Here is a 21,236-nt window from a genome sequence, read left to right on the forward strand (position 1 = left end):
GGAACAAACTAACGCGGTTATTTTATACCTCTTTAAAGGTATTAATATGGCATGAAGGGTTTTATTATCGGAAAGCTGTAAATAACGGCTGGCATTAATTATATACAAAGCCTAATCAGTAAAAAGGTTCTTCCTTTCCCGAAACGACATTTTTCTGGTGTTGCAGCAGTTGCTTCTTGTCAACCTGACGTGCCACAAGGCGCTGAATGAGAGCGTCATCGCTGCGAATAAGCAGCACGGCTTCAGAGGCTTGAATATAGGAAGGGTGACCTTGCAAGGGGATCGCGTCCAGGGTGTCACTGGCAAAGTTCTGCACCAGGTTCCAGATAGCTGAATCAATATTGCCTTTTTCTATTTGGTTTAAACAGTCGTGATAAGGCGTATCGACATATTCGATCTCTTGCCCCTGGAAATAGAGTTCGGATAATTGACGTTGATCTGGCGAGCGAGGATCCAAGCCCACACGACGGATGCTGTTTTCTTCGCCACGGCGGTAAACCATCTGGTGGCCTGAAACATAGGATCCCGCGCCTAACTCCAGCGCAATACGGGCTTTGCCCTCCTGTAAGACCTGTCTGGCGGCCAGATGGGATACGACGGCCATATCGTAGATACCATCCAGCAGGCATTCGATACGTACGCTGGCTCCGCGCATATGCGCGTAGTAAAGCGGTATTTGCCCAAACTGTATTTTCAGACCGCTGGCTAAGCCCTCATAAAGTTTGGTGTAGGGCAGTGGCATCGCACAAACAATATTGCCAATATCGGCCTGGGTAAGGAGCGCCTGATAGTTTAACTGTTTTAATTGCGTCCCGTTGCGGCCGCGCCGTTCCAACTGAATGCAGCCACTGCTTTCCAGCGATTTAAGTGCGTTTTGCACAATGCCGACGGAAAGGCCAAAACTTTCAGAGAGTTCATCGATAGTGCGTAACCGGTTCATCGGCTTCTCATCCAGCAAATATCTGGCGAGTTGGATAAGCGCAATACCTTCTTTCTTAATGAATTTATCTCTCATTGGCGGCTCGTTGGGGGCGATAAAACGTCTAATATTCGATTATTTGAAGGTTTAATGCAACGGCATTGCTCCACTTTAACGTACGCCACCGTATTCCAGGCTGATCTCTTTTGCGGCATGGATCACCAAGGCGCCCAGCTCAATCACGCGGTTGTCGGTGATGCGCGATACGGGGCCGGAAATCGAAATGGCAGCGAAGGCTTCGCGGTGCTCGTCAAAAATGCAGGCCGCCACGCAGCGCAGACCCAGCGCATGCTCTTCATCGTCAAACGAGAAACCCTGCTTGCGGATCTGCGCCAGCCCTTCCTTCAGGTTGTGCGGCGTTAGCGTATGCTGGGTATAGGTTTGCATGCCCTTTTTATGCAGCAATTTGGTGACCTGATCGTCCGGCAGGGTGGACAGAAAAGCTTTGCCGGCACCGGAGGCGTGCATCGGCAGTTTGCCGCCGATGGGCGCAGACATGCGCATCAGCGCGGTGCATTGCACCTGGTCGATAATAATCGCCTGGTACTCGCTGGTATCCAGTACAGCCAGGTTAACCGTTTCGCCAGATTCTTCCATCAGGCGACGCAGCGTGGGGTGCACCATCGCCAGCAGATTACGGCTTTGCAGAAAACTGCTGCCCACCACAAAGGCGTGTGAACCTATAGTCCACAGACCCAGATCGCCGACCTGACGCACGAACCCTTGCTGTTGCATGGTGGAAAGCAGACGGTGAGTGGTGGAGTTCGGTAACCCCGCCTGTTGGGCCAGGTCGGTCAGCGCCACGTTGCCCTGGGCTTCGGCAATGTATTCCAATAATTTCAGGCCACGGGTCAGCGACTGTACCTGACCGGTTGCCGCACTGGCGCTTGGAGATGCAGCGCGGGGCTTCTTGCCACGTTTGGCGGGAACGGGGGTGACCATGATTCACATTCCTTTTTCCGTATGATGGAATTCATTTTCGTTTTTTACGTGTGAAATGCAAGCCGTCAATCAGCTCATCGGATGTGTTGCCAGACAACCTGAAAAACTCTCAATAACCGCTCGCCCCTTTAGCGGCACAACCTGTGCTAGGATGACCGATACCCGTCGTCTTTCAAGCCGCAGCGTTGTTGCCTGCACGTGTTCACCCCAGTCACTTACCTTAGTAAGCTCCTGAGGATGAACAGGCTGGGCGCCTAGCCGCAACTTGAAATCCCTAGGGTATGGGTGATGGTGACATAGTGACCCGATAATTTTACATAGGGGTCAATATAGCAGTGGCTTGAAAGATAAAGGGGATAAGGGGTGGTGAATCGAGTAGAACAACTGCGCCGGCAGTTAGCGCAGCGAATTTTAGTGTTGGACGGCGGCATGGGCACCATGATCCAAAGCTACCGTCTGGAAGAGAGCGACTTTCGCGGTGAGCGTTTTGCCGACTGGCAAAGCGATCTGAAAGGCAATAACGACCTGCTGGTGCTGACCAAGCCCGAGGTCATTACCGCCATTCACTACGGCTATCTGGAAGCGGGAGCCGACATCCTCGAAACCAATACCTTCAACTCCACCTCCATCGCCATGGCCGACTACCATATGGAGTCGCTGTCCGCCGAGATTAACTATCAGGCCGCCTGCCTGGCACGTGCCTGCGCAGACGAATGGACTGCGCGTACCCCAGAGCAGCCGCGCTATGTGGCCGGGGTGCTGGGGCCGACCAACCGCACCGCCTCTATTTCGCCGAACGTCAACGATCCGGCTTTTCGTAACGTTTCTTTCGACGAACTGGTGGAAGCCTACCGCGAGTCGACGCGTGCGCTGGTGGAGGGCGGTGTCGATCTGATCATGATCGAAACCATCTTCGATACCCTGAACGCCAAGGCCGCCGCCTTCGCGGTGGAAACCGAATTCGAAGCCTTGGGCGTTTCGCTGCCGATCATGATTTCCGGCACCATCACCGATGCTTCCGGCCGAACCCTGTCCGGTCAAACCACCGAAGCCTTCTATAACTCGATGCGCCACGTCAAACCGCTGAGCTTTGGCCTGAACTGTGCGCTGGGGCCGGATGAACTGCGTCAATACGTTGCCGAACTGTCGCGTATATCGGAAAGCTACGTCACTGCACACCCCAATGCCGGTTTACCTAATGCGTTCGGTGAATACGATCTGGATGCGCAAGAGATGGCGAGGCAGGTTGGGGAGTGGGCGCAAGCCGGCTTCCTGAATATCATCGGTGGCTGCTGCGGTACCACGCCGGAGCACATTGCTGCCATGGCCAAGGCCGTGGCGGGCGTGCCACCGCGCAAACTGCCGGAGATCCCGGTGGCCTGCCGTCTGGCGGGGCTGGAGCCGCTAAACATCGATGCCAAAACGTTGTTCGTCAACGTGGGTGAGCGTACCAACGTGACCGGCTCGGCACGCTTTAAGCGGCTGATCAAAGAAGAGAAATACAGCGAAGCGTTGGCGGTTGCTCGCCAGCAGGTGGAAAGCGGCGCCCAGATTATCGACATCAACATGGATGAGGGGATGCTCGACGCGGAAGCGGCGATGGTGCGTTTTCTCAACCTGATCGCCGGTGAGCCGGATATCGCCCGGGTGCCGATCATGATCGACTCCTCCAAATGGTCGGTGATCGAAAAAGGCCTGAAGTGCATTCAGGGCAAAGGCATCGTTAACTCCATCTCGATGAAAGAGGGCGAAGAGGCCTTTATTCACCATGCCAAGCTGGTGCGTCGTTACGGTGCCGCGGTGGTGGTGATGGCGTTTGACGAAGTGGGCCAGGCCGATACGCGCGAGCGCAAATTCGAGATTTGCCGCCGTGCCTATAAAATTCTGACCGAGCGCGTCGGCTTCCCGCCGGAAGACATTATTTTCGACCCGAATATTTTCGCCGTTGCTACCGGTATTGAAGAGCATAACAACTACGCCGTCGACTTTATCGAAGCCTGTGCCGACATCAAAACTCACCTGCCGCACGCGATGATTTCCGGCGGCGTGTCCAACGTGTCGTTTTCATTCCGCGGCAACGATCCTGTACGCGAAGCGATCCACGCGGTGTTCCTGTATCACGCGATCCGCAACGGCATGGACATGGGGATCGTTAACGCCGGGCAGTTGGCGATCTACGACGATCTGACGGCTGAGCTGCGCGATGCGGTGGAAGACGTGATCCTCAACCGTCGTGACGACGGGACCGAACGGCTGCTGGAACTGGCGGAGAAATACCGCGGCAGCAAAGACAATGAAGTAGCAGTGCAGCAGGCGGAATGGCGCGGCTGGCCGGTCGAAAAACGGCTGGAATACTCGCTGGTAAAAGGCATAACCGAGTTTATCGAGCTCGATACCGAAGAGGCCCGACAGAGGGCGGATCGCCCGATCGAAGTGATCGAAGGGCCACTGATGGCGGGCATGAACGTCGTCGGCGATCTGTTCGGCGAAGGCAAGATGTTCCTGCCGCAGGTGGTGAAATCCGCCCGCGTGATGAAACAGGCGGTGGCCTATCTGGAGCCGTACATTGAGGCTAGCAAGCAAAAGGGCTCAACGGCAGGCAAAATCCTGCTGGCGACGGTGAAGGGCGACGTGCACGACATTGGCAAGAATATCGTTGGCGTGGTGCTGCAGTGCAACAACTATGAAATTGTCGATCTGGGCGTGATGGTGCCGACGGAGAAAATCCTGAAAACCGCGCGCGAGCAAAATGTGGATATTATCGGCCTGTCCGGACTGATCACCCCGTCGTTGGACGAGATGGTCAACGTGGCGAAAGAGATGGAGCGTCAGGGCTTTACCCTGCCGCTGCTGATCGGCGGCGCTACCACCTCCAAGGCCCATACTGCGGTGAAGATTGAGCAGAATTACAGCGGCTCAACCACCTACGTACAAAATGCCTCGCGTACCGTGGGCGTGGTGTCGGCATTGCTTTCCAGCGCTCAGCGCGACGATTTTGTGGCGCGAACCCGTAAAGAATACGAAACCGTCCGCATTCAGCACGCACGCAAGAAACCGCGAACTCCGCCGGTTGACCTGCAGAAAGCGCGCGCGAATGCCATGGTGCTGGACTGGGAAAATTATCAGCCACCGGTACCGAAGCAACTGGGCGTTTACCCGGTCGAAGCCAGTATCGAGACGCTGCGGCATTACATCGACTGGACGCCGTTCTTTATGACCTGGTCGCTGGCGGGCAAATACCCGCGCATTCTGGAAGATGAAGTGGTGGGGGAAGAAGCCAAGCGGCTGTTTGCTGACGCCAACCAGATGCTGGATATGCTGGCCGCTAACGGCAGCCTCAACCCGCGCGGCGTTTATGGCCTGTTCCCGGCTAACCGGGTCGGTGACGATGTCGAAGTTTATCGCGACGAAAATCGCGATGAGGTGCTGGTGGTCAGCCGCCATCTGCGCCAGCAGACCGAAAAAACCGACTTCCCGAACTACTGCCTGGCCGACTTCGTCGCGCCGAAAAGCAGCGGCAAGGCCGACTACTTCGGGGCTTTCGCAGTGACCGGTGGGTTGGAAGAGGATGAACTGGCGGCGGCCTATGACGCGCAGCACGATGATTACAATAAAATCATGGTGAAGGCGCTGTCCGACCGTTTGGCGGAGGCTTTCGCCGAGTACCTGCATGAACAGGTGCGCAAGGTGCACTGGGGCTTTGCCAGCGACGAGAACCTGAGTAACGAAGAGCTGATCCGCGAAAATTACCAGGGCATTCGTCCGGCGCCGGGGTATCCGGCCTGTCCGGAGCACACCGAGAAAGCGGAGATCTGGCGACTGCTGGACGTTAATCATCATACCGGCATGGAATTGACTGAGTCCTTCGCCATGTGGCCGGGGGCGGCGGTATCCGGTTGGTACTTCAGCCACCCGCAAAGCAAATATTTCGCGGTGGCGCAGATCCAGCGCGATCAGGTTGAAGATTATGCGGCGCGCAAAGGCATGAGCGTCGGCGAGGTTGAGCGCTGGTTAGCGCCTAATCTCGGTTACGACGCCGACTGATCCTTTCTTGATGGGCGCAGCAATGCGCCCATGTCATTACAACGCTTCGACGTCAATGTGCAGCGCGTCGTATCGCCAGTATTCCAAATCGCAGTCAATCACCCGATCGTGCTGATCGCGGTTAACCCGGGTAATAAATAACGCCGGGCTGCCGTAGGTGACCTTCAGCATGGCTGCCGCTTCCTGCGACAGCAGGGTTGGCAGCATATCGAAACGTACCCGCCCGTAGCGAATGCCGTAGCGTTCGGCATACAGCCCGGTCAGCGACTGGGTTAAATCTGCCTCCAGAATGCCGGCAAAGTAGGCCGGGTTGAGGTAGTGCTCACAATACAGCACCGCGCGGCCATCGATGTAGCGCAACCGACGAATGCGATAGACCTCGCTACCGGACGGTAAAGCCAGTTTTTGGCTCAGATCTTCGCGCAGCGGCACGGTGGCGCTGTCGATCACTTCGGTATGGGCATCACGCCCTTGCTGTTGCGCCATGGCGTGGAAGTGGCTGCGCTGCAGAGGGTTGTAAATCAGCCGCGGCGGCGAGATAAACCAGCCGCGCCTCACCTGACGGTAGATCACACCCTGCGCCTCCAACTGACCGAGCGCTTCCTGCAGCGTAATACGGGTGGTGGAAAACTGTTCGCTCAGAGCACGTTCCGAAGGCAATTTGCCGTCGGCGCTGAACTCCCCCAGGGCGATCCGGGCGTTCAGCGTCTGGCAGATGGCCGCCACGGTTGTCGATACTTCACTCATGCAACAGGTGCCCCATTTTAGTGCGTTTATCCCCGCTAAAGGTAGACCAGCGAAGGGCTGTCGAACACGCCAAATGCGATAAAACCGCTGCTTTTTTAGACTGACATATAATTATCACATTCGTCCGTTAGATTGGCTTGGTTCTTGCTGGACTAGTCCAGCCACTCCCACACTACCACCCGGAGCATCAGTTATGAAACGTTTGTGCGCTTCTGTGTTAACCAGTGCCATTGTCCTGACCAGTCAAATGAGCTGGGCAGCCGATTCCGATCTGGCGGCGCTGGGACAGGCTGCCAAGAAGGAAGGGGAAGTCAACAGCGTCGGCATGCCGGACAGCTGGGCTAACTGGAAAGATACCTGGCAGGATCTGCTGAGCAAGTACGGCCTGAAGCATGTCGATACCGACATGAGCTCGGCGCAGGAAATTGCCAAGTTTGATGCGGAAAAGAGCAATGCTACGGCGGATATTGGTGACGTGGGCGCGGCATTCGGCCCTATCGCGGTACAAAAAGGGGTGACCCAGCCGTATAAACCTTCCACCTGGGAACAGGTACCTGACTGGGCCAAAGACAAGGACGGCCACTGGGCACTGGCCTATACCGGCACCATCGCCTTCATTATCAATAAAAAACAGGTGAAAGAGATCCCTCACAGCTGGGCGGATCTGTTGAAGGGCACTTATCAGGTCACTATTGGTGACGTCGGCACCGCTTCGCAGGCGGCCAGCGGCGTGCTGGCGGCAACCTACGCGATGGGCGGGAACGAAAAGAACCTGAAGCCGGGTCTGGAATTCTTCGGCAAGCTGGCCAAGGCCGGGCGCCTGAGCCTGAGCAACCCGGTGATCGCTTCGCTGGAAAAAGGCGAAGTGCAGGTGGGGGTGGTTTGGGACTTTAACGGTTTGAACTACCGCGACCAGATCGACAAAACCCGCTTTGAAGTGCTGATCCCCTCTGACGGATCTATCACTTCCGGTTACACCACCATTATCAACAAATACGCCAAACACCCGAATGCCGCCAAGCTGGCACGCGAATACATTTTCTCAGACGCAGGCCAAATCAACCTGGCGCGCGGCTATGCGCGTCCAATCCGAGCGGAACACCTGACGTTGCCAGACGATGTCAAAGCCAAGCTGCTGCCAGCAGAACAGTATAAGAATGCTCACCCGATCGCCGATCCGGCGGCCTGGGAGCAAAGTGCCAAAACGCTGCCGCGCCAGTGGCAGGAAAACGTCATTATGTTTATGCAGCAGTGAGTTAAACCATCATGAAAACTATCCTCGTGCTGCTGGACGGTCTGAACTATCAGGTGGCACACGACGCCATGGGCTATCTGCAGGCCGAATGTGCGGCAGGGCGCGGACGGTTGTATCAGTTGGAGAGCGAGTTGCCCTCGCTCTCCAGACCGCTGTACGAATGCATCCTCACCGGTGTGCCGCCCGTGGAGAGTGGCGTGGTGCATAATCAGGTGTCACGCCTCTCGCATCAGCAAAGCGTGTTTCACTACGCTCGTGCCGCGGGCTTGACTACCGCGGCAGCGGCCTATCATTGGTTCAGTGAGCTGTACAATCGTACCCCGTTCGACCCCGCGCGCGATCGCCATACCGACGATGCCGAGCTGCCGATCCAGCACGGCCATTTTTATTACGACGACCATTACCCGGATTCTCACCTGTTTGACGATGCGGAAAGCTTGCGCCGCCGTCATCAACCCGATTTCTTACTGATCCACCCGATGAACATTGACGACACAGGGCACCGCTTTGGCCTGTCATCGCCGCAGTACCGCAATGCGGCGCGCAACGCCGACGGCGTACTGTCGCGCTATTTGGCCGACTGGCTGAATGCGGGTTATCAGGTGATGGTCACCGCCGATCACGGTATGAATGACGATCGCAGCCACGGCGGCGTGTTGCCGGAAGAGCGACAGGTGCCGCTGTTTGTCTTCGGTGACGCCTTCAGCCAGAGCGACGCTAATCCGCAGCAAACCGACCTGTGTGGCACCCTGTGCGAAGTGCTGCAGATACCGCACGACAAGCCGCGTTGCCGTGCGCTGTTGGCCTAAGGGTGAGCCATGAAAGCTAAGTGGATTGCCGCGCTGTGCCTACTGCCGTTTATCCTGCTGTTCGGCGCGTTTCAAATTGCGCCGCTGGTGTGGATTGCCGTCAGCAGCTTTTTCAGCCAGACCAGCGGCTGGGGGCTGGGCAACTATGTTGACGTACTGACCTCGCCGTTCTATTTGCAGGCGTTTCAGTTCTCGCTGGAGATCTCTCTTTGGTCGAGCGTTTATGGGCTGCTGATTGCGTTAGTGGGCAGTTACTCACTGCGCCGGCTCGGTCAGACAAGGTTTCATGATTTTGTGATGTCGTTTACCAACATGACCAGCAATTTCGCCGGGGTCCCCTTGGCGTTTGCCTTTGTCATTCTGCTGGGATTGAACGGCTGCCTGACGCTGCTGCTGCGCAAATATGGCCTGATGGAAAGCTTCAACCTGTATTCCAAAACCGGACTGATCGTACTTTATACCTACTTCCAGATCCCGCTGGGCGTGCTGCTGCTGTACCCGGCGTTTGACGCGCTGCGCGAGGACTGGCGCGAATCGGCATCGCTGCTTGGCGCCAGTCCGTGGCGCTACTGGCGGCATATTGGCTTGCCGGTGCTGGCGCCGGCGTTGATGGGCACCTTTGTCATCCTGCTGGCCAACGCACTGGGGGCTTATGCCACGGTGTATGCGTTGACCACCGGCAATTTCAACGTGATACCGATCCGCATATCGGCGCTGGTCGCGGGGGATATCTCCCTCGACCCTAACCTGGCCAGCGCGCTGGCCATGCTGCTGGTGGTGATGATGGCGTTTATTACTCTGATCCATCAATGGCTGTTGCGCAGGAGCTACCTCAATGCGCGCTCATAATGTTGCGGAGGGCGGCCATGTCGCGCTTTGAAACCGGCTATCACCGCGTAGTAAGCGGTCTGCTGTTGCTGATCCTGCTGTTGCCGCTGGCGGCGACGCTGATTTATGCGCTGGCCACCCAGTGGGGCGCGACTATTCTGCCGGACGGCTTTACCCTGAAATGGTTGGTGGCCTTATGGAGCGATCCCCGCTTCCTGCTGGCGCTGTGGCACTCGCTGCTGATCTGCTTTGGCACCCTGGTGCTGGCGGTGGTGGTGATTTTGCCAACGATGTTTGTGATTGCTTACTATTTTCCCAAACTGGATGCGGTAATGAACGTGCTGATCCTGCTGCCATTTGCCGTGCCGCCGGTAGTGTCGGCGGTCGGGTTGATGCAGCTGTTCGCCGCCGATCCGCTGCCGCTGCTGGGCACGCCGTGGATCCTGATCGGCTGCTATTTTTCCATTACGCTGCCGTTTATTTACCGTGCCATCAGCAACAACATGCAGGCGATCAACCTGCGCGATCTGATGGACGCCGCACATCTGCTGGGCGCCAGTACCTGGCAGGCGGCGCTGCTGGTGGTGCTGCCGAACCTGCGTAAGGGCGGGATGATTGCGGTACTGCTGTCGTTCTCTTTCCTGATTGGTGAATTCGTCTTCGCCAACCTGCTGGTGGGCAGCCAATACGAAACGCTGCAGGTTTACCTCTACAACATGCGTAACGGCAGCGGCCATTTCACCAGCGCACTGGTCATTTCTTATTTCGCCGTGGTGCTGATTGTCACCTGGTTGGCGAATTTGCTGAATAAAAATAAGGGCTAACCGCATGGCTTACCTCAATGTCACCCGCCTCAATAAACACTATGGCCAGACCCAGGTGTTTCAGGATATCGACTTCACCGCCGAGGAGGGCGAGTTTGTCACGCTGCTCGGGCCGAGCGGCTGCGGTAAATCGACGTTGCTGCGCTGTCTGGCGGGGCTGACCCCGGTCGACAGCGGACAGATCCTGCTGCAGGGCCAGGATCTGGTACCGCTCCCCCCGCAAAAGCGCGGTATCGGCATGGTGTTCCAGAGCTATGCGTTATTCCCGAACATGACCGTTGAGGGCAACGTCGCGTTCGGGCTGAAAATGCAAAAGCTGGCGGTCGGTCAGATCCAGCAGCGGGTGCAAGAGGTGCTGGCGTTGGTGGAGCTGACTGAGCTGGCGAAACGCTATCCGCATCAGTTGTCCGGTGGACAGTGCCAACGGGTGGCGCTGGCACGTTCGCTGGTGACCCGTCCGCGGCTGCTGTTGCTCGACGAGCCCCTTTCGGCACTCGACGCGCGTATTCGTAAGCACCTGCGCGAACAGATCCGTCGGATCCAGCGTGAACTGAACCTGACGGCCATCTTCGTTACCCACGATCAGGAAGAAGCGCTGACGCTGTCGGATCGCATTGTCTTGATGAACAAAGGACAAATCGTACAAAGCGGTGACGCGGAAACTCTGTATACCCAGCCGGCCGACGTCTTCGCCGCCGGGTTCATCGGCAACTACAACCTGTTGAGTGCGGAACAGGCGACGACTTTGACCGGCAGCCCTTACCACGGTAAGGTAGCTGTTCGACCAGAGTCCATTACCCTGGTGCCTGCCGGGCAGGGGATTGCCGCGGTGATCCTTAACCACAGCCTGTTGGGCAACGTGGTGCGCTATCGGGTACGGGCCCGCGGTGTGGAGCTGCTGGTCGACGTGCTCAACCGTTCGGTCGAAGATTTGCGGCCCGACGGCAGTGAAATTGGACTACACTTAGAAACTGTTACATTACGGGAAGTTGCATGACATCGCTGCGGCATTCAATGATAACTCCAGGGTAATTCCTGCCGTTGCGTTAACCCTCCAATAGCGGTCTGCAGCCTGTTGCCGCTGTCCTGCCTTTATGCACGCCTGGCAGGCAGGATAGCCTGCTGTGTCTTGCCGGGCGTGAAGGGAGCGTTCCTTCCGTGTTGACCCTTCTTCACCTGCTTTCTTCCGTTGCCCTTTTGGTGTGGGGTACCCACATCGTGCGCACCGGAATTATGCGGGTTTACGGCGCTAATTTGCGCCGGGTATTGAGCGACAGCGTAGAGAAAAAACCGCTGGCGTTCGTCTCCGGTATCGGCGTGACCGCGCTGGTGCAAAGCAGTAACGCCACGGCGTTGCTGGTGACCTCTTTCGTCGCGCAAGGGCTGGTGGGACTGACGCCCGCACTGGTGATTATGCTCGGCGCCGATGTCGGTACCGCGCTGATGGCGCGAATACTGACCTTTGACCTCTCCTGGCTGTCACCGCTGCTGATCCTGGTCGGCGTCTTTCTGTTTCTCAGCCGCAAGCAAACCCGTGTAGGGCAAATGGGGCGCGTGTGTATCGGCCTCGGGCTGATCGTACTGGCGCTGGAGCTGATTGTTGCCGCCGCGACGCCAATCACCCAGGCGGCGGGTGTGAAAGTGTTGTTCTCGTCACTGACCGGTGATGTGATGCTGGATGCCCTGACCGGTGCGCTGTTCGCCATTGTCAGCTATTCCAGCCTGGCGGCCGTACTGTTGACTGCCACTCTGACTGCCTCCGGGGTGATCTCGCTGAAGGTGGCGCTGTGCCTGGTGATCGGTGCCAATCTTGGCAGCGGTCTGTTGGCGATGATCAATACCAGCGGCCAGAATGCCGCCGGTCGTCGGGTGGCGCTCGGCAGCCTGTTGTTCAAGCTGATGGGCTGTGTGCTGGTGCTGCCGTTTGTCTCTTATCTGGCGGACGTGATGACTCGGTTGCCTGGCGGCAACGAAGAGTTGGTTATCTACTTCCACGTGTTCTACAACCTGATCCGTTGCCTGGTGCTGATCCCGTTGGCCGGGCCGATGGCGCGCCTGTGTGAAACGCTGATTGCCGACGTGGCGGCGGACGATCCCCGATTGCGACCGCGGCACCTTGATGCCAGTGCACTGGATACCCCGACGCTGGCATTGGCCAACGCGGCACGTGAAACCCTGCGTATGGGCGACGTGGTGGAGCACATGATGATTCTGCAGCGCGAAGTGCTGCACGGTAAGCAGGGGCAGGATAAAGAGGTTCGCCGGCTGGATGATGACGTCGACGTGCTTTATACCGCCATCAAGCTGTATCTGGCGCAGATCCAGAAAGAGGATTTAGGCGAGGAAGACTCTCGGCGCTGGGCGGAAATCATCGAGATGGCGCTGAATCTGGAACAGGCGGGTGACATTATCGAGCGCATGGCCGGGGACGTGGGGGCGAAATCACACGCGGCGCGGCGAGCATTCTCCACCGAAGGGCTGGCCGAACTGGATGCGTTGCATGAGCGGCTGATAGGCAATCTGCGTCTGGGACTGTCGGTGTTCTTGTCCGGAGACCTTACCAGCGCCAAACGGCTGCGGCGCTCCAAGCATCGGTTCCGGATTTTGGATCGTCGTTACGCCCATGCGCACGTTGATCGCTTGCATCAGCAGAACGTTCAAAGTATTGAAACCAGCTCTCTGCACCTGGGGCTGTTGGGGGATATGAAACGCCTGAACTCACTGTTCTGTGCGGTGGCATATAACGTGCTGGATCAAGATGAAAAGGATGATGAGCGTGAGTGGGAGGATACGCCCAGCACGCTGTAAGTCATGCCCCCGGCGTGGCCGGGGGCAGTACCTCAGTTATTTACCCGAAAAGACCCCCGCTTTGGCATCGGCGGCCTGGTTATTGATATAACCGCCGACCGGTGTCTCCAGGTTCACCACGCTTTTACCGGCGATGCCCAGCAGTGCGCCTGCCGAGGCAGCGGCATCGAGATGACCGCCACCCTGATAGCGGTTGCCCGCCACGTCCTGCTGTTCCAGTTTACCGTTACCCAGCGTCACTTCACCTTGCTGGCTGCGGATCTCGCCGCCAGTGAGACGAGTGGTGCCCTGAACGTTGAGCGCAACGTCATTTTTCCCATTGATGGCCGACTGCACGCCTACCGCATCGTTATTGACTACGTCGGCCTTGACCTTGAACTGGCCTTGCAGCCCGGCAGGACCGGTCAGGCTCTCTTTGGATTTGTTGCCCAGGAAGCGAGCGCCGCGATCCCACAGTGGCCCCTTTTCTTTTTCGCCGACCAGCGTTTCCGGCAGGGTGACCTTACCCTCGGCCTTGCTGAAGCTGACCGCGCCGGTGGTGTCCTGCTTCGGATCGAGGCGACGAGCTACGCTGTTGTACTTGTCGGTGGTGGCGTCAGCGACCTTGTTGATGCCGTCCTCCAGCTTCTCCTTCACCTTACCCGCGTAGTGCGGGGTACCCACTTTCGACAGTTTGCTGGTTATGCTGCTGGCCGGGTCGTTGGTGTGGCTCAGACCGACATCCACATCGACCTTCACGCTGCTTTCGCTGTCTTTGCGACTTTCGACGCGCAGATCGCCACCGATGTTGCCTTGCACGCTGTCGGCATCGATTCGGGCGCCGGCCAACTGGGTGTCTTTACCACTGTTGATCGTGACTTCTCCTGCGCTAATCAGGCTGTTGCCCTGAGTGGTTTTTTGCAGGTTATCGACACCGACTTTCACACCGGCGCCCAGGGTATGGGTGTCGCTGCCGCTGGTGGTATCCACCTTGCCGTTGGCGTCCTTATTGAAGGATTGGCCGCCTTTGGCGTTAGCCTTCAGCCCCAGGTTCCAGTTGTTTTTCTGCTCCTGGTTTTGCACCGACTCCAGCACCACGCCGCCGTTCTCGGCGTTCAGGCCAACGCTGCTGCCCTTGACCTTGGTTCCCTGCAGATGCAGAGCATGCGCGTCGTTGCCTTTGGCGGTAATGGTTACCGCGCCGCCGCTGGTGATTTTGCCACCTTGCTGGGTCGTCGAGGTCTCATCTACCTTGGCAATGTCAAACGCGCCGCCGAGAGAAAGGCCGCCCGCGCTCTTTTTGTCGTTATCGGTGCTGTTGCCGCCGATATCGATATTGCCGGAGAGCGTATCGTCCTTGCGGGTCTGCTGCGATTGGGCTGCCTGAAGCGCGACCTTGTCTCCCGCTTTCAGCGAAACGTCGCCCTGGCTGGTGACATTACTGCCTTGCAGCGTCAGCCCACGGCCGGCATCCAGTTCTAGGCCCTGTTTGCCGCCGATGTTGCTGACTTGCGCGCTGCTGCCGTCACTCTTCCCGTTGCTGTAGCCGCCACCCAGCCCAAGGCCGAAGCTTTTGGTTTCCGGTGTGGTGCCGCCTTTGGCCGACACTTTGACATTGAAGCCGTTGTGGCTTTCATGGCTGGTATCGGTGGCCTGGTCGAAACGGATGTTGCCGTCTTCCGCTTTTACCTTCGCCTTGCCGTCGCCGGCCTCCAACGAAGTACCCTGATACACCGCGTCTTGCTTGACCTTGATGTCGATGCCATTGGCGGCGGTGATGCTACCTGTCACGGCCTGGCTGCCGGTGCTTTCGCTGTGCTTATTGCCGCCTTCGCCTTTGGCATCGACGGTCAGATCGCTGCCGGTGGTGGTATAAACGCGCACGCTGGCGCCGCCGCGGGTTTCGCTGCTGCTTTCCTGCTGGCTGTTTTTCGCCGCTTCACTGTGGTGGCTATCGGCTGTCAGCGCTACGCTCCCTTGAGTCGCCTGATACTGAGTACCTGTATCCTGCAATTTTCCGCTGGCTTTTACGTCGATGGATCCGGCGGTAATTTTGCTGACTACGGCTTGGGAGCTGCTATTGCTCTTTTCGCTGCTGCCGCCATGGGCGCCAATATCCAGCCCGATATTCGGTGCGCCGATGCCGCCGATTTCGTTAATCACGCCGTTGGCGTCCAGCTTGGCGACTTTCCCTACCGCACGCTCTACCGGGCGGGTGACGGCGCTGTAATCGACGTTGGCACCGATGTCTACGCCGACGTCGGTTTTAGTGGTGTTGCTGCTTTCGCTGTTGACGGCGGCCAGGTGATCAACGCTGTTGGCATTCTCCTGATATTTGCCGCCAACCTGGTGCTGCGCACCTTGCTGGGTCAGTTTGTCTTTGGCATTAATCGTCAGATTGCCCGCGATATCGCTGCCGGAAGTCACCGCCTTGCTGCTTTGTGAGTGCGTCTTGCTGTTCTCGTAACCGCCTTCGATGCCGGAGCCAACTTTATCTATGCCGCCGGTGTAGTAGACTCCGCCGCCGATTTTAGTTTTTTCGGTATCGCTGGTGGTCTTGTTGTCGGCTGCCAGGAAGGCCACGTTGTCGCCGCTGATGCTGGCGTCACCTTGGGTGGTCACCAGTTTGGATCCGCTGAAGGTCACGTCCTTGTCTGCTTTCAGCGCGACGCTGCCGCCGCTCAGCGTTGATGACTGTTGTTCGCTGCGGGTGGTTTTCTCGCTGTCGCTGGTATGCTCAATACGTAAACCGGCACGGTATTGCTTGTCGCTTTTCTCGTTGGCATAGCCGTTGATGGCAAGGGCAGTTTTTTGCTCATCAATGTGCTGCTGCTGTTCTCCGCTGCTGACATTGATATTACCGCCGGCATTGACTTCCAGCTTACCGGTGCTGGTCACCTTGCTGCCCACCACGTCGGTATCCTTTTTGCTGACCAACTGCAGGTTGGTATCGGAAACCAATTCGCTGGCGGTGGACTGTTGGTGGCTGTTATTGGACTTTTGCGAGCTGTTGGTGATATTGAAGACGGTACCGGTACGGGCATCCACCTTGTCAACCGTGGTGCTGAGGGCGTTATCGATCCGCAGACCGCCGTCGGTGGCGGCGACAAAACCGCCTTTGGCGCCCTTCACGGTGCTGCCGGTAATGGTCACGCCCTGTTTGCCGTTCAGCCACAGGGTGCCGTCGGCCGTCACCTGAGAAGCGTTGCTGACTTCGCGACGGTTGCTGTTGTCCTGGTTGTTGCCGCCGCCGATACCGCCCCATGAGGTTTTATTGTCGCGAACGGTTTTCTCATTGGCGGTTTTTTGTACGCCGATATTGATTTGGTCGTTGGCATCCACCTTGAGATCGCCTGACGCGTACACTTTGGTTCCCTGGCCTACGACGCGATTACCGGCTTTTATCGCCAAATCACCGCCGGAGAAGACGCTGCTGGACTTCAGGCTTTCGGTTTCATTGCTGTTGCTCCAGCTGCCGGTACGCAGGCTGGAGGTATGGTTGCGCTGATTACCGCGTTCGCTGGTTTTTTCTCGCTCGATCAATCCGCTGAGCTGCACGTCGCGCTTGGCGTCGATGTTCAATGTATTGCCCGCCGAAACCTTGGCGCCACGCAGCGTCACATCCTGCTCGGTGGCGGTCAGCGTGGCATTTTTCGTGGCCTCAATGTTGCTGGTGGCCTGTTGAAGCTGCTCATTCTCACGGGTGACGTTGTATTTCCAACTGTAGAACCACTGCTCATCGGTGTGGCCCTGAGTCTGCTTCAGTTGCCGACCGTCGAGCGTCAGGCTGGCGCCTTGCAGCGTGACCTCTTCGCCACGAACGTCGGTGGCGGTCAGGTGGTTGCTGTTATCGGCCACCAGGCTGATATTTTTGCCTTTCAGTTCGGTGCGGGCCAGTTGCTGACCGGTGCTGCGGTCGTTGATGTAGATCCCGCCGCGGTAGTTTTGGTAATTCTCGCCGCTATTGCGGTTGCTGCTGCTGTCGTTGACCTGGCTGTCGGTGCGGATGTTGTAAGCTTTCACCCGGATTTCGTCGCTGCCATCCAGCTTGCCCGCCAGCTTTACGCCGCTGCCGGTGACGGTATGGATGATATTAATGCGCCCTGCCTGCATGCTGCCAAGATAGTAGCTGTCCGTGGTACCTAATAACTGGTCCCAGACTGTGAGCTCAGGTTGTTCGCTGCTGAGCACCTGTGCATCGCGCGATACGCGGTTGTTGCCGCTGATGGCGTTGATCGCCGAGATCATTTTATCGCTTTTTTTATCGTACAGCGGTGCGACGATTACCTCGCCGCGGCTGTTGATTCTCGGCGCGATCAAATCCAGCACGCCGCTGGCGTTCAGCCGGCCATCAAGGCTCAGGGTGTTGCGATTGCCCAACGTGCTGTAGCCCTGCAGCATGCCGTTTTCCACCAGGGGGTTACCCACCACCAGCGACGAGCGGCTGGTATTGATAAAGCCGCAGCCGTCGCAACTGATGCCGTTCGGGTTAGCCAGCACGTAGTCGGCCGCCATGCCGAAGATTTCTTGCTGTCCGTGCAACAGCGACGGGTTGCGGCTGATCACTTCATTGAGGATCACGCTGGCCGCCTGGTTGTTCAGGTTCGGGTTGGCAGCCAGTTGGCCGGCCAACTGAGACCGCCCGGCATCGAGCGAGTTATTCAGCACCGCGCCGGGTTGGTTGACGTTGAAATCCTGATACTGGTTATGTGACAGCCCGTGGTCGTTAGGCGTCACGATATTGACCACCTGTGCGCCGTTACCGGCAGTTGAAACACCGGGCCCGTTAGCGCCGTTGGCCGCTACGATCTCGCCGGCGTACGCGCTGCCGAGGGAGGCGAGAATGATCGCCAGTGAAGCGGCTAACTTGCCCGCTCCCGAGAGCCTGAAGTTATTATTTTTCATCCATGTATCTCCATATATCGCTGTGGTAGTGCAAAAAAACGCAAACTAAAAGGTGTACGAAAAGCGTGCCAGTACCTGTATCGGATCGTCGGGCATTGAGTGGCTGGACAGTAGCCAGCCGCGGCTGGCTTCAACGTCGAACATGGCGCGTTGGTAACGCAGGGTGACACCGGCGCTTAACCCCGCGCTGCTTTGCCAACCGGAAGGTCGGTTATCGCGAGGCAGCACCCGGCCGACGTCGCCGCCGATACGTGGAGTGAGGCTGCTTTGGCCCAGGGTGAAGCTGCGGGAAAGGGTGTTTTGCAGATACCAGCCGTTATCACCGGACAGCGTGCTGCGGCTGAAACCCCGGATCGCGCTGCGGTCCGTCAAGCTGAGCCATTCCACGCCAGGCAGGCGATCGCGGCTGTATTGCCCGTACAGCAAGTTGCTCAACTGGTAAGTGGCACCGGCAAGCTGGAGGCGTTGGTTGAGGTTGGCGAACAGCTTGCCCTTGGTGAATTGGGGATCGGGCAGCCCGGCCCCCCCTTGACGGTCGGCGCCAAACCAGGGCAACCCTTGCTCTACGCTGAGGTTGGCGCTGATCAGCCCGGTAGGCAGGATCTGCAGGTGGTTAACGCCCAGCTCAAACAAGCTGAGCGTTGGGCTGCCGAGGCCAATACGTACGGTTTCGAAATAGTTAGTGATGCGCTTATGGGTCAGTTGCCCGTTCAGGGTATTGATCTGGTCGCGATCGCGATAAAACACATAGTCGCCGCGCAGACCGTACTGTTGGGTCTGGCCGTGCAGTTTGTAGCTGTTGAACACCAACTGCTGGTGGTTCAGGTATTGCGAGTAGCTGGCAAAGCCGCTGAAGGTGAAAGCGCCGTAGGGCAGGGAATAGAGCAGGGTATAGGCGCGATTATAGCGTTGCGCCGGGTTGTCCAGCGTGCCGGCAACGTTCAGGCTGGCGAAGTCCGACAGGCCGAAAGGGCTGTCCAGCGTTGCTGTGCTGCGTGCCAGCCACTGGCCGGTATTCTTCTGGCCGTAATTATCCACAGTGGCGGACAGCAACCAGGGTTTAGTATGTTGATTATGCAGCCGAATAATGGAGGCGCCCACTTTGCTGCCCGGCAATATATCCAATCGGGTTTTATTCGATTGCAAACGATTGGCCTGATCTAATCCCTGATCGAGCTGGGTTAATTTTAATGGCTGACCTTCCAATCCAGGGAATAATAATTGGCTGTTAACCCAACGATCGCCCCCCTCTATTTTTTCGATAAATCCTTCTGTGACACGCAGGCCTAATTCACCCTCGGCATTGGGGCGAATAAATTGCACGCGTGCGGTGATATAACCTTTATCCAGGTATAAGCGGGTCAATTCACGCGTCAGGCGATTGATGTCGTTGCTGCTGATGCAGTGCTCTGGCAGTGCACTCAGCGTTGCCAAATCTTTCGCCGACAGCAGCGTTATCCCCTGCAGATACACGCCGCCGATCGGCAGGCATTGAGCCGAAAGTGGCAGTGCCGGTGCAGCGGGTTCGGGGTCTTCCAGCAACTGTTGCTGTTTAAGCTGCTGGTAGCGCCGCTGCTCTATTTGTTGATTCACTTCACGCGTACCGTCTTGCAAAGCGCGACGCGATTCGCTCATCGGTGAGAACCCCCCCATTTCCGGCAGGGTGACGGCGGGGAGTGCGGTGCTAAACAGCAGCGCCAGGGCGGCGGTTTTTCTGATCATTGTAATCCATTATGAGAAGCCGCTGGGGCGGCCTGCTCAATCCATGAGGTCAATAAACGGACGGCCAACGGCCGGCCCGGAATCGCGAGCGACAATCACATTGCGGGGTTCTTATTCGCCAGTGGAAAATAAGAAGGTGGGTTTTATTTTTCTAAATAATAATTAGGCTGCTTGTTTATATTTTTAATAATTACCCTTCAATTACTCATAATGAGGTAATTAAAAAAGTAAATTAATTGGACTTTTCCGCTCTCGTCGTTATAGGCGGTTATCGGCAGCTCTGGGAAAAATCTGAATTTTTATTTTGTGCGGGGATAATAGAGGATGGGGATAATTCTGACAATCCGACCAGTGGGAAATACGAAATTTCGTAGGAGAGTCCGGGGCGCAAATGTGAACTGCACCCCGAGGTGAAATTATTTTTTAGTGATTGGTCGGCCGGACCAGTAACCCGCCAACAGGGATCCGGACAGGTTATGCCACACTGAGAACAGGGCACCCGGCAACGCGGCCAGCGGTGAGAAGTAGATTTTACCCAGCGTCGCGGCCAGCCCGGAGTTCTGCATGCCGACTTCAATTGCCAGCGTACGGCAGGTCGATTCGTCGAAGCCGAACAGCTTGCCGCCCCAGTAACCACTCAGCAACCCGATGCCGTTGTGCAGGATCACCGCCACGATCACCACTAGCCCGACCGAGGCGATATGGCTCTGGCTGCCGGCAACCACGGCGCTGATGATCGCCAAAATGCAGATCATCGACAACGCCGGCAGGATCGGCTCAATGCGTTTGACGGTTTTGGTAAAGGTGTGATGGACGATCAAACCCAGACCAATAGGGATCACCACGATCTGCAGAATGCTCAGCAACATCCCCATGACGTCGACGCTGATCTCGGTATCGACGTACAGGCGGGTCAGCAGCGGCGTCGCGAAGACGCCCACCAGCGTGGAGACTGCCGAAATGGTCACTGACAGCGCCACATCCCCTTTGGCCAGATAGATCATGACGTTGGACGCGGTACCGCTGGCAACGCTGCCAACCAGCACCATGCCGGCGGAAAGATCCGGGGGCATATGGAACAGCATTGCCAGCAGCCAGGCCGCCAGCGGCATGATCAGGTAATGCAAAAAGATCCCCGCGGCAACCGGGCCCGGGCGGGACAGTACGCGTTTAAAGTCATCGAGCCGCAGCGTGACGCCCATGGCGAACATGATCAGCATCAGCAGCGGGCTGACGTAGGGGCCGATCCCGGTAAAGGTGGTGGGCGTGCTGTAGGCGGCGACGGCGAGCAGTACCGCCCACAGAGGGAATAATCGGGTAAATTTTGCCAGCATGAGTGAGGTTTTCCTTAGCCAAATAACAACGATGGGGGCGGTGTTGTGTTTTTTGCGGGT

General features: G+C 57.4%; 13 protein-coding genes. 7 read left to right on the top strand and 6 right to left on the bottom strand.

The window, feature by feature from the left end; all coding sequences use genetic code 11:
- Positions 1-115 precede the first annotated feature (115 nt).
- Both yhfZ and iclR read right to left on the bottom strand, forming a co-directional pair.
- On the bottom strand, positions 116-1,015 hold the full coding sequence (gene yhfZ, locus ACMGG1_RS01285) for a GntR family transcriptional regulator YhfZ (protein WP_020837200.1): 900 nt from the start codon (positions 1,013-1,015) through the stop codon (positions 116-118).
- Positions 1,016-1,090: 75 nt separating this feature from the next.
- Positions 1,091-1,921, bottom strand: coding sequence for a glyoxylate bypass operon transcriptional repressor IclR (gene iclR / locus ACMGG1_RS01290; protein ID WP_020837199.1), 831 nt, complete (start codon positions 1,919-1,921; stop codon positions 1,091-1,093).
- Positions 1,922-2,284: 363 nt separating this feature from the next.
- Here iclR and metH point away from each other — a divergent pair, with 363 nt between their 5' ends.
- Complete coding sequence (metH, locus tag ACMGG1_RS01295; RefSeq protein WP_414161106.1) at positions 2,285-5,965, top strand: methionine synthase; 3,681 nt, start codon at positions 2,285-2,287, stop codon at positions 5,963-5,965.
- 36 nt (positions 5,966-6,001) lie between these two features.
- Here metH and ACMGG1_RS01300 read toward each other — a convergent pair whose 3' ends face one another.
- Positions 6,002-6,712: a UTRA domain-containing protein gene (locus tag ACMGG1_RS01300; RefSeq protein WP_020837197.1), complete on the bottom strand. Its 711-nt coding sequence runs from the start codon at positions 6,710-6,712 to the stop codon at positions 6,002-6,004.
- A gap of 193 nt (positions 6,713-6,905) precedes the next feature.
- Here ACMGG1_RS01300 and ACMGG1_RS01305 point away from each other — a divergent pair, with 193 nt between their 5' ends.
- The 6 genes from ACMGG1_RS01305 (at position 6,906) to ACMGG1_RS01330 (ending at position 13,236) form a co-directional block, all read left to right on the top strand.
- Entirely contained in the window at positions 6,906-7,967 is a 1,062-nt protein-coding gene (locus ACMGG1_RS01305; RefSeq protein ID WP_414161107.1) for an ABC transporter substrate-binding protein, read from the top strand.
- Positions 7,968-7,978: 11 nt separating this feature from the next.
- Positions 7,979-8,776, top strand: coding sequence for an alkaline phosphatase family protein (locus ACMGG1_RS01310; RefSeq protein WP_262244652.1), 798 nt, complete (start codon positions 7,979-7,981; stop codon positions 8,774-8,776).
- 9 nt (positions 8,777-8,785) lie between these two features.
- Positions 8,786-9,625, top strand: coding sequence for an ABC transporter permease (locus ACMGG1_RS01315; protein WP_020837194.1), 840 nt, complete (start codon positions 8,786-8,788; stop codon positions 9,623-9,625).
- 17 nt (positions 9,626-9,642) lie between these two features.
- Complete coding sequence (locus ACMGG1_RS01320) at positions 9,643-10,428, top strand: ABC transporter permease (RefSeq protein WP_020837193.1); 786 nt, start codon at positions 9,643-9,645, stop codon at positions 10,426-10,428.
- A gap of 4 nt (positions 10,429-10,432) precedes the next feature.
- The gene (locus ACMGG1_RS01325; protein ID WP_122080351.1) at positions 10,433-11,425 is read left to right on the top strand and encodes an ABC transporter ATP-binding protein; all 993 of its coding nucleotides are present in this window, start codon (positions 10,433-10,435) and stop codon (positions 11,423-11,425) included.
- Between the two features lie 161 nt (positions 11,426-11,586).
- Positions 11,587-13,236 (top strand): Na/Pi cotransporter family protein, encoded by a 1,650-nt coding sequence (locus ACMGG1_RS01330; protein ID WP_041415041.1) that lies wholly within the window; start codon positions 11,587-11,589, stop codon positions 13,234-13,236.
- Between the two features lie 36 nt (positions 13,237-13,272).
- On the opposite strand, the gene ACMGG1_RS01335 is transcribed toward ACMGG1_RS01330, so the two are convergent.
- From ACMGG1_RS01335 to panS, 3 genes are all read right to left on the bottom strand, one after another.
- Entirely contained in the window at positions 13,273-18,120 is a 4,848-nt protein-coding gene (locus ACMGG1_RS01335; protein ID WP_414161108.1) for a hemagglutinin repeat-containing protein, read from the bottom strand.
- 45 nt (positions 18,121-18,165) lie between these two features.
- Complete coding sequence (locus tag ACMGG1_RS01340) at positions 18,166-19,842, bottom strand: ShlB/FhaC/HecB family hemolysin secretion/activation protein (protein ID WP_414161109.1); 1,677 nt, start codon at positions 19,840-19,842, stop codon at positions 18,166-18,168.
- Between the two features lie 416 nt (positions 19,843-20,258).
- Positions 20,259-21,176, bottom strand: a complete 918-nt coding sequence (panS, locus tag ACMGG1_RS01345) for a ketopantoate/pantoate/pantothenate transporter PanS (RefSeq protein ID WP_020837188.1) — start codon at positions 21,174-21,176, stop codon at positions 20,259-20,261.
- Positions 21,177-21,236: the final 60 nt, after the last annotated feature.

Origin of the sequence: Serratia sp. BNK-12, assembly GCF_047456085.1 — a bacterium.
GTDB lineage: Bacteria > Pseudomonadota > Gammaproteobacteria > Enterobacterales > Enterobacteriaceae > Serratia > Serratia liquefaciens.

Bases quoted from the DNA above. Each gene is read 5' to 3' on its own strand.
- ACMGG1_RS01305 (WP_414161107.1), top strand. From the start codon at position 6,906: ATGAAACGTTTGTGCGCTTCTGTGTTAACCAGTGCCATTGTCCTGACC.
- ACMGG1_RS01300 (WP_020837197.1), bottom strand. From the start codon at position 6,712: ATGAGTGAAGTATCGACAACCGTGGCGGCCATCTGCCAGACGCTGAAC.
- iclR (WP_020837199.1), bottom strand. From the start codon at position 1,921: ATGGTCACCCCCGTTCCCGCCAAACGTGGCAAGAAGCCCCGCGCTGCA.
- yhfZ (WP_020837200.1), bottom strand. From the start codon at position 1,015: ATGAGAGATAAATTCATTAAGAAAGAAGGTATTGCGCTTATCCAACTC.
- ACMGG1_RS01325 (WP_122080351.1), top strand. From the start codon at position 10,433: ATGGCTTACCTCAATGTCACCCGCCTCAATAAACACTATGGCCAGACC.
- ACMGG1_RS01320 (WP_020837193.1), top strand. From the start codon at position 9,643: ATGTCGCGCTTTGAAACCGGCTATCACCGCGTAGTAAGCGGTCTGCTG.
- ACMGG1_RS01335 (WP_414161108.1), bottom strand. From the start codon at position 18,120: ATGAAAAATAATAACTTCAGGCTCTCGGGAGCGGGCAAGTTAGCCGCT.
- ACMGG1_RS01310 (WP_262244652.1), top strand. From the start codon at position 7,979: ATGAAAACTATCCTCGTGCTGCTGGACGGTCTGAACTATCAGGTGGCA.
- ACMGG1_RS01340 (WP_414161109.1), bottom strand. From the start codon at position 19,842: ATGATCAGAAAAACCGCCGCCCTGGCGCTGCTGTTTAGCACCGCACTC.
- panS (WP_020837188.1), bottom strand. From the start codon at position 21,176: ATGCTGGCAAAATTTACCCGATTATTCCCTCTGTGGGCGGTACTGCTC.
- ACMGG1_RS01315 (WP_020837194.1), top strand. From the start codon at position 8,786: ATGAAAGCTAAGTGGATTGCCGCGCTGTGCCTACTGCCGTTTATCCTG.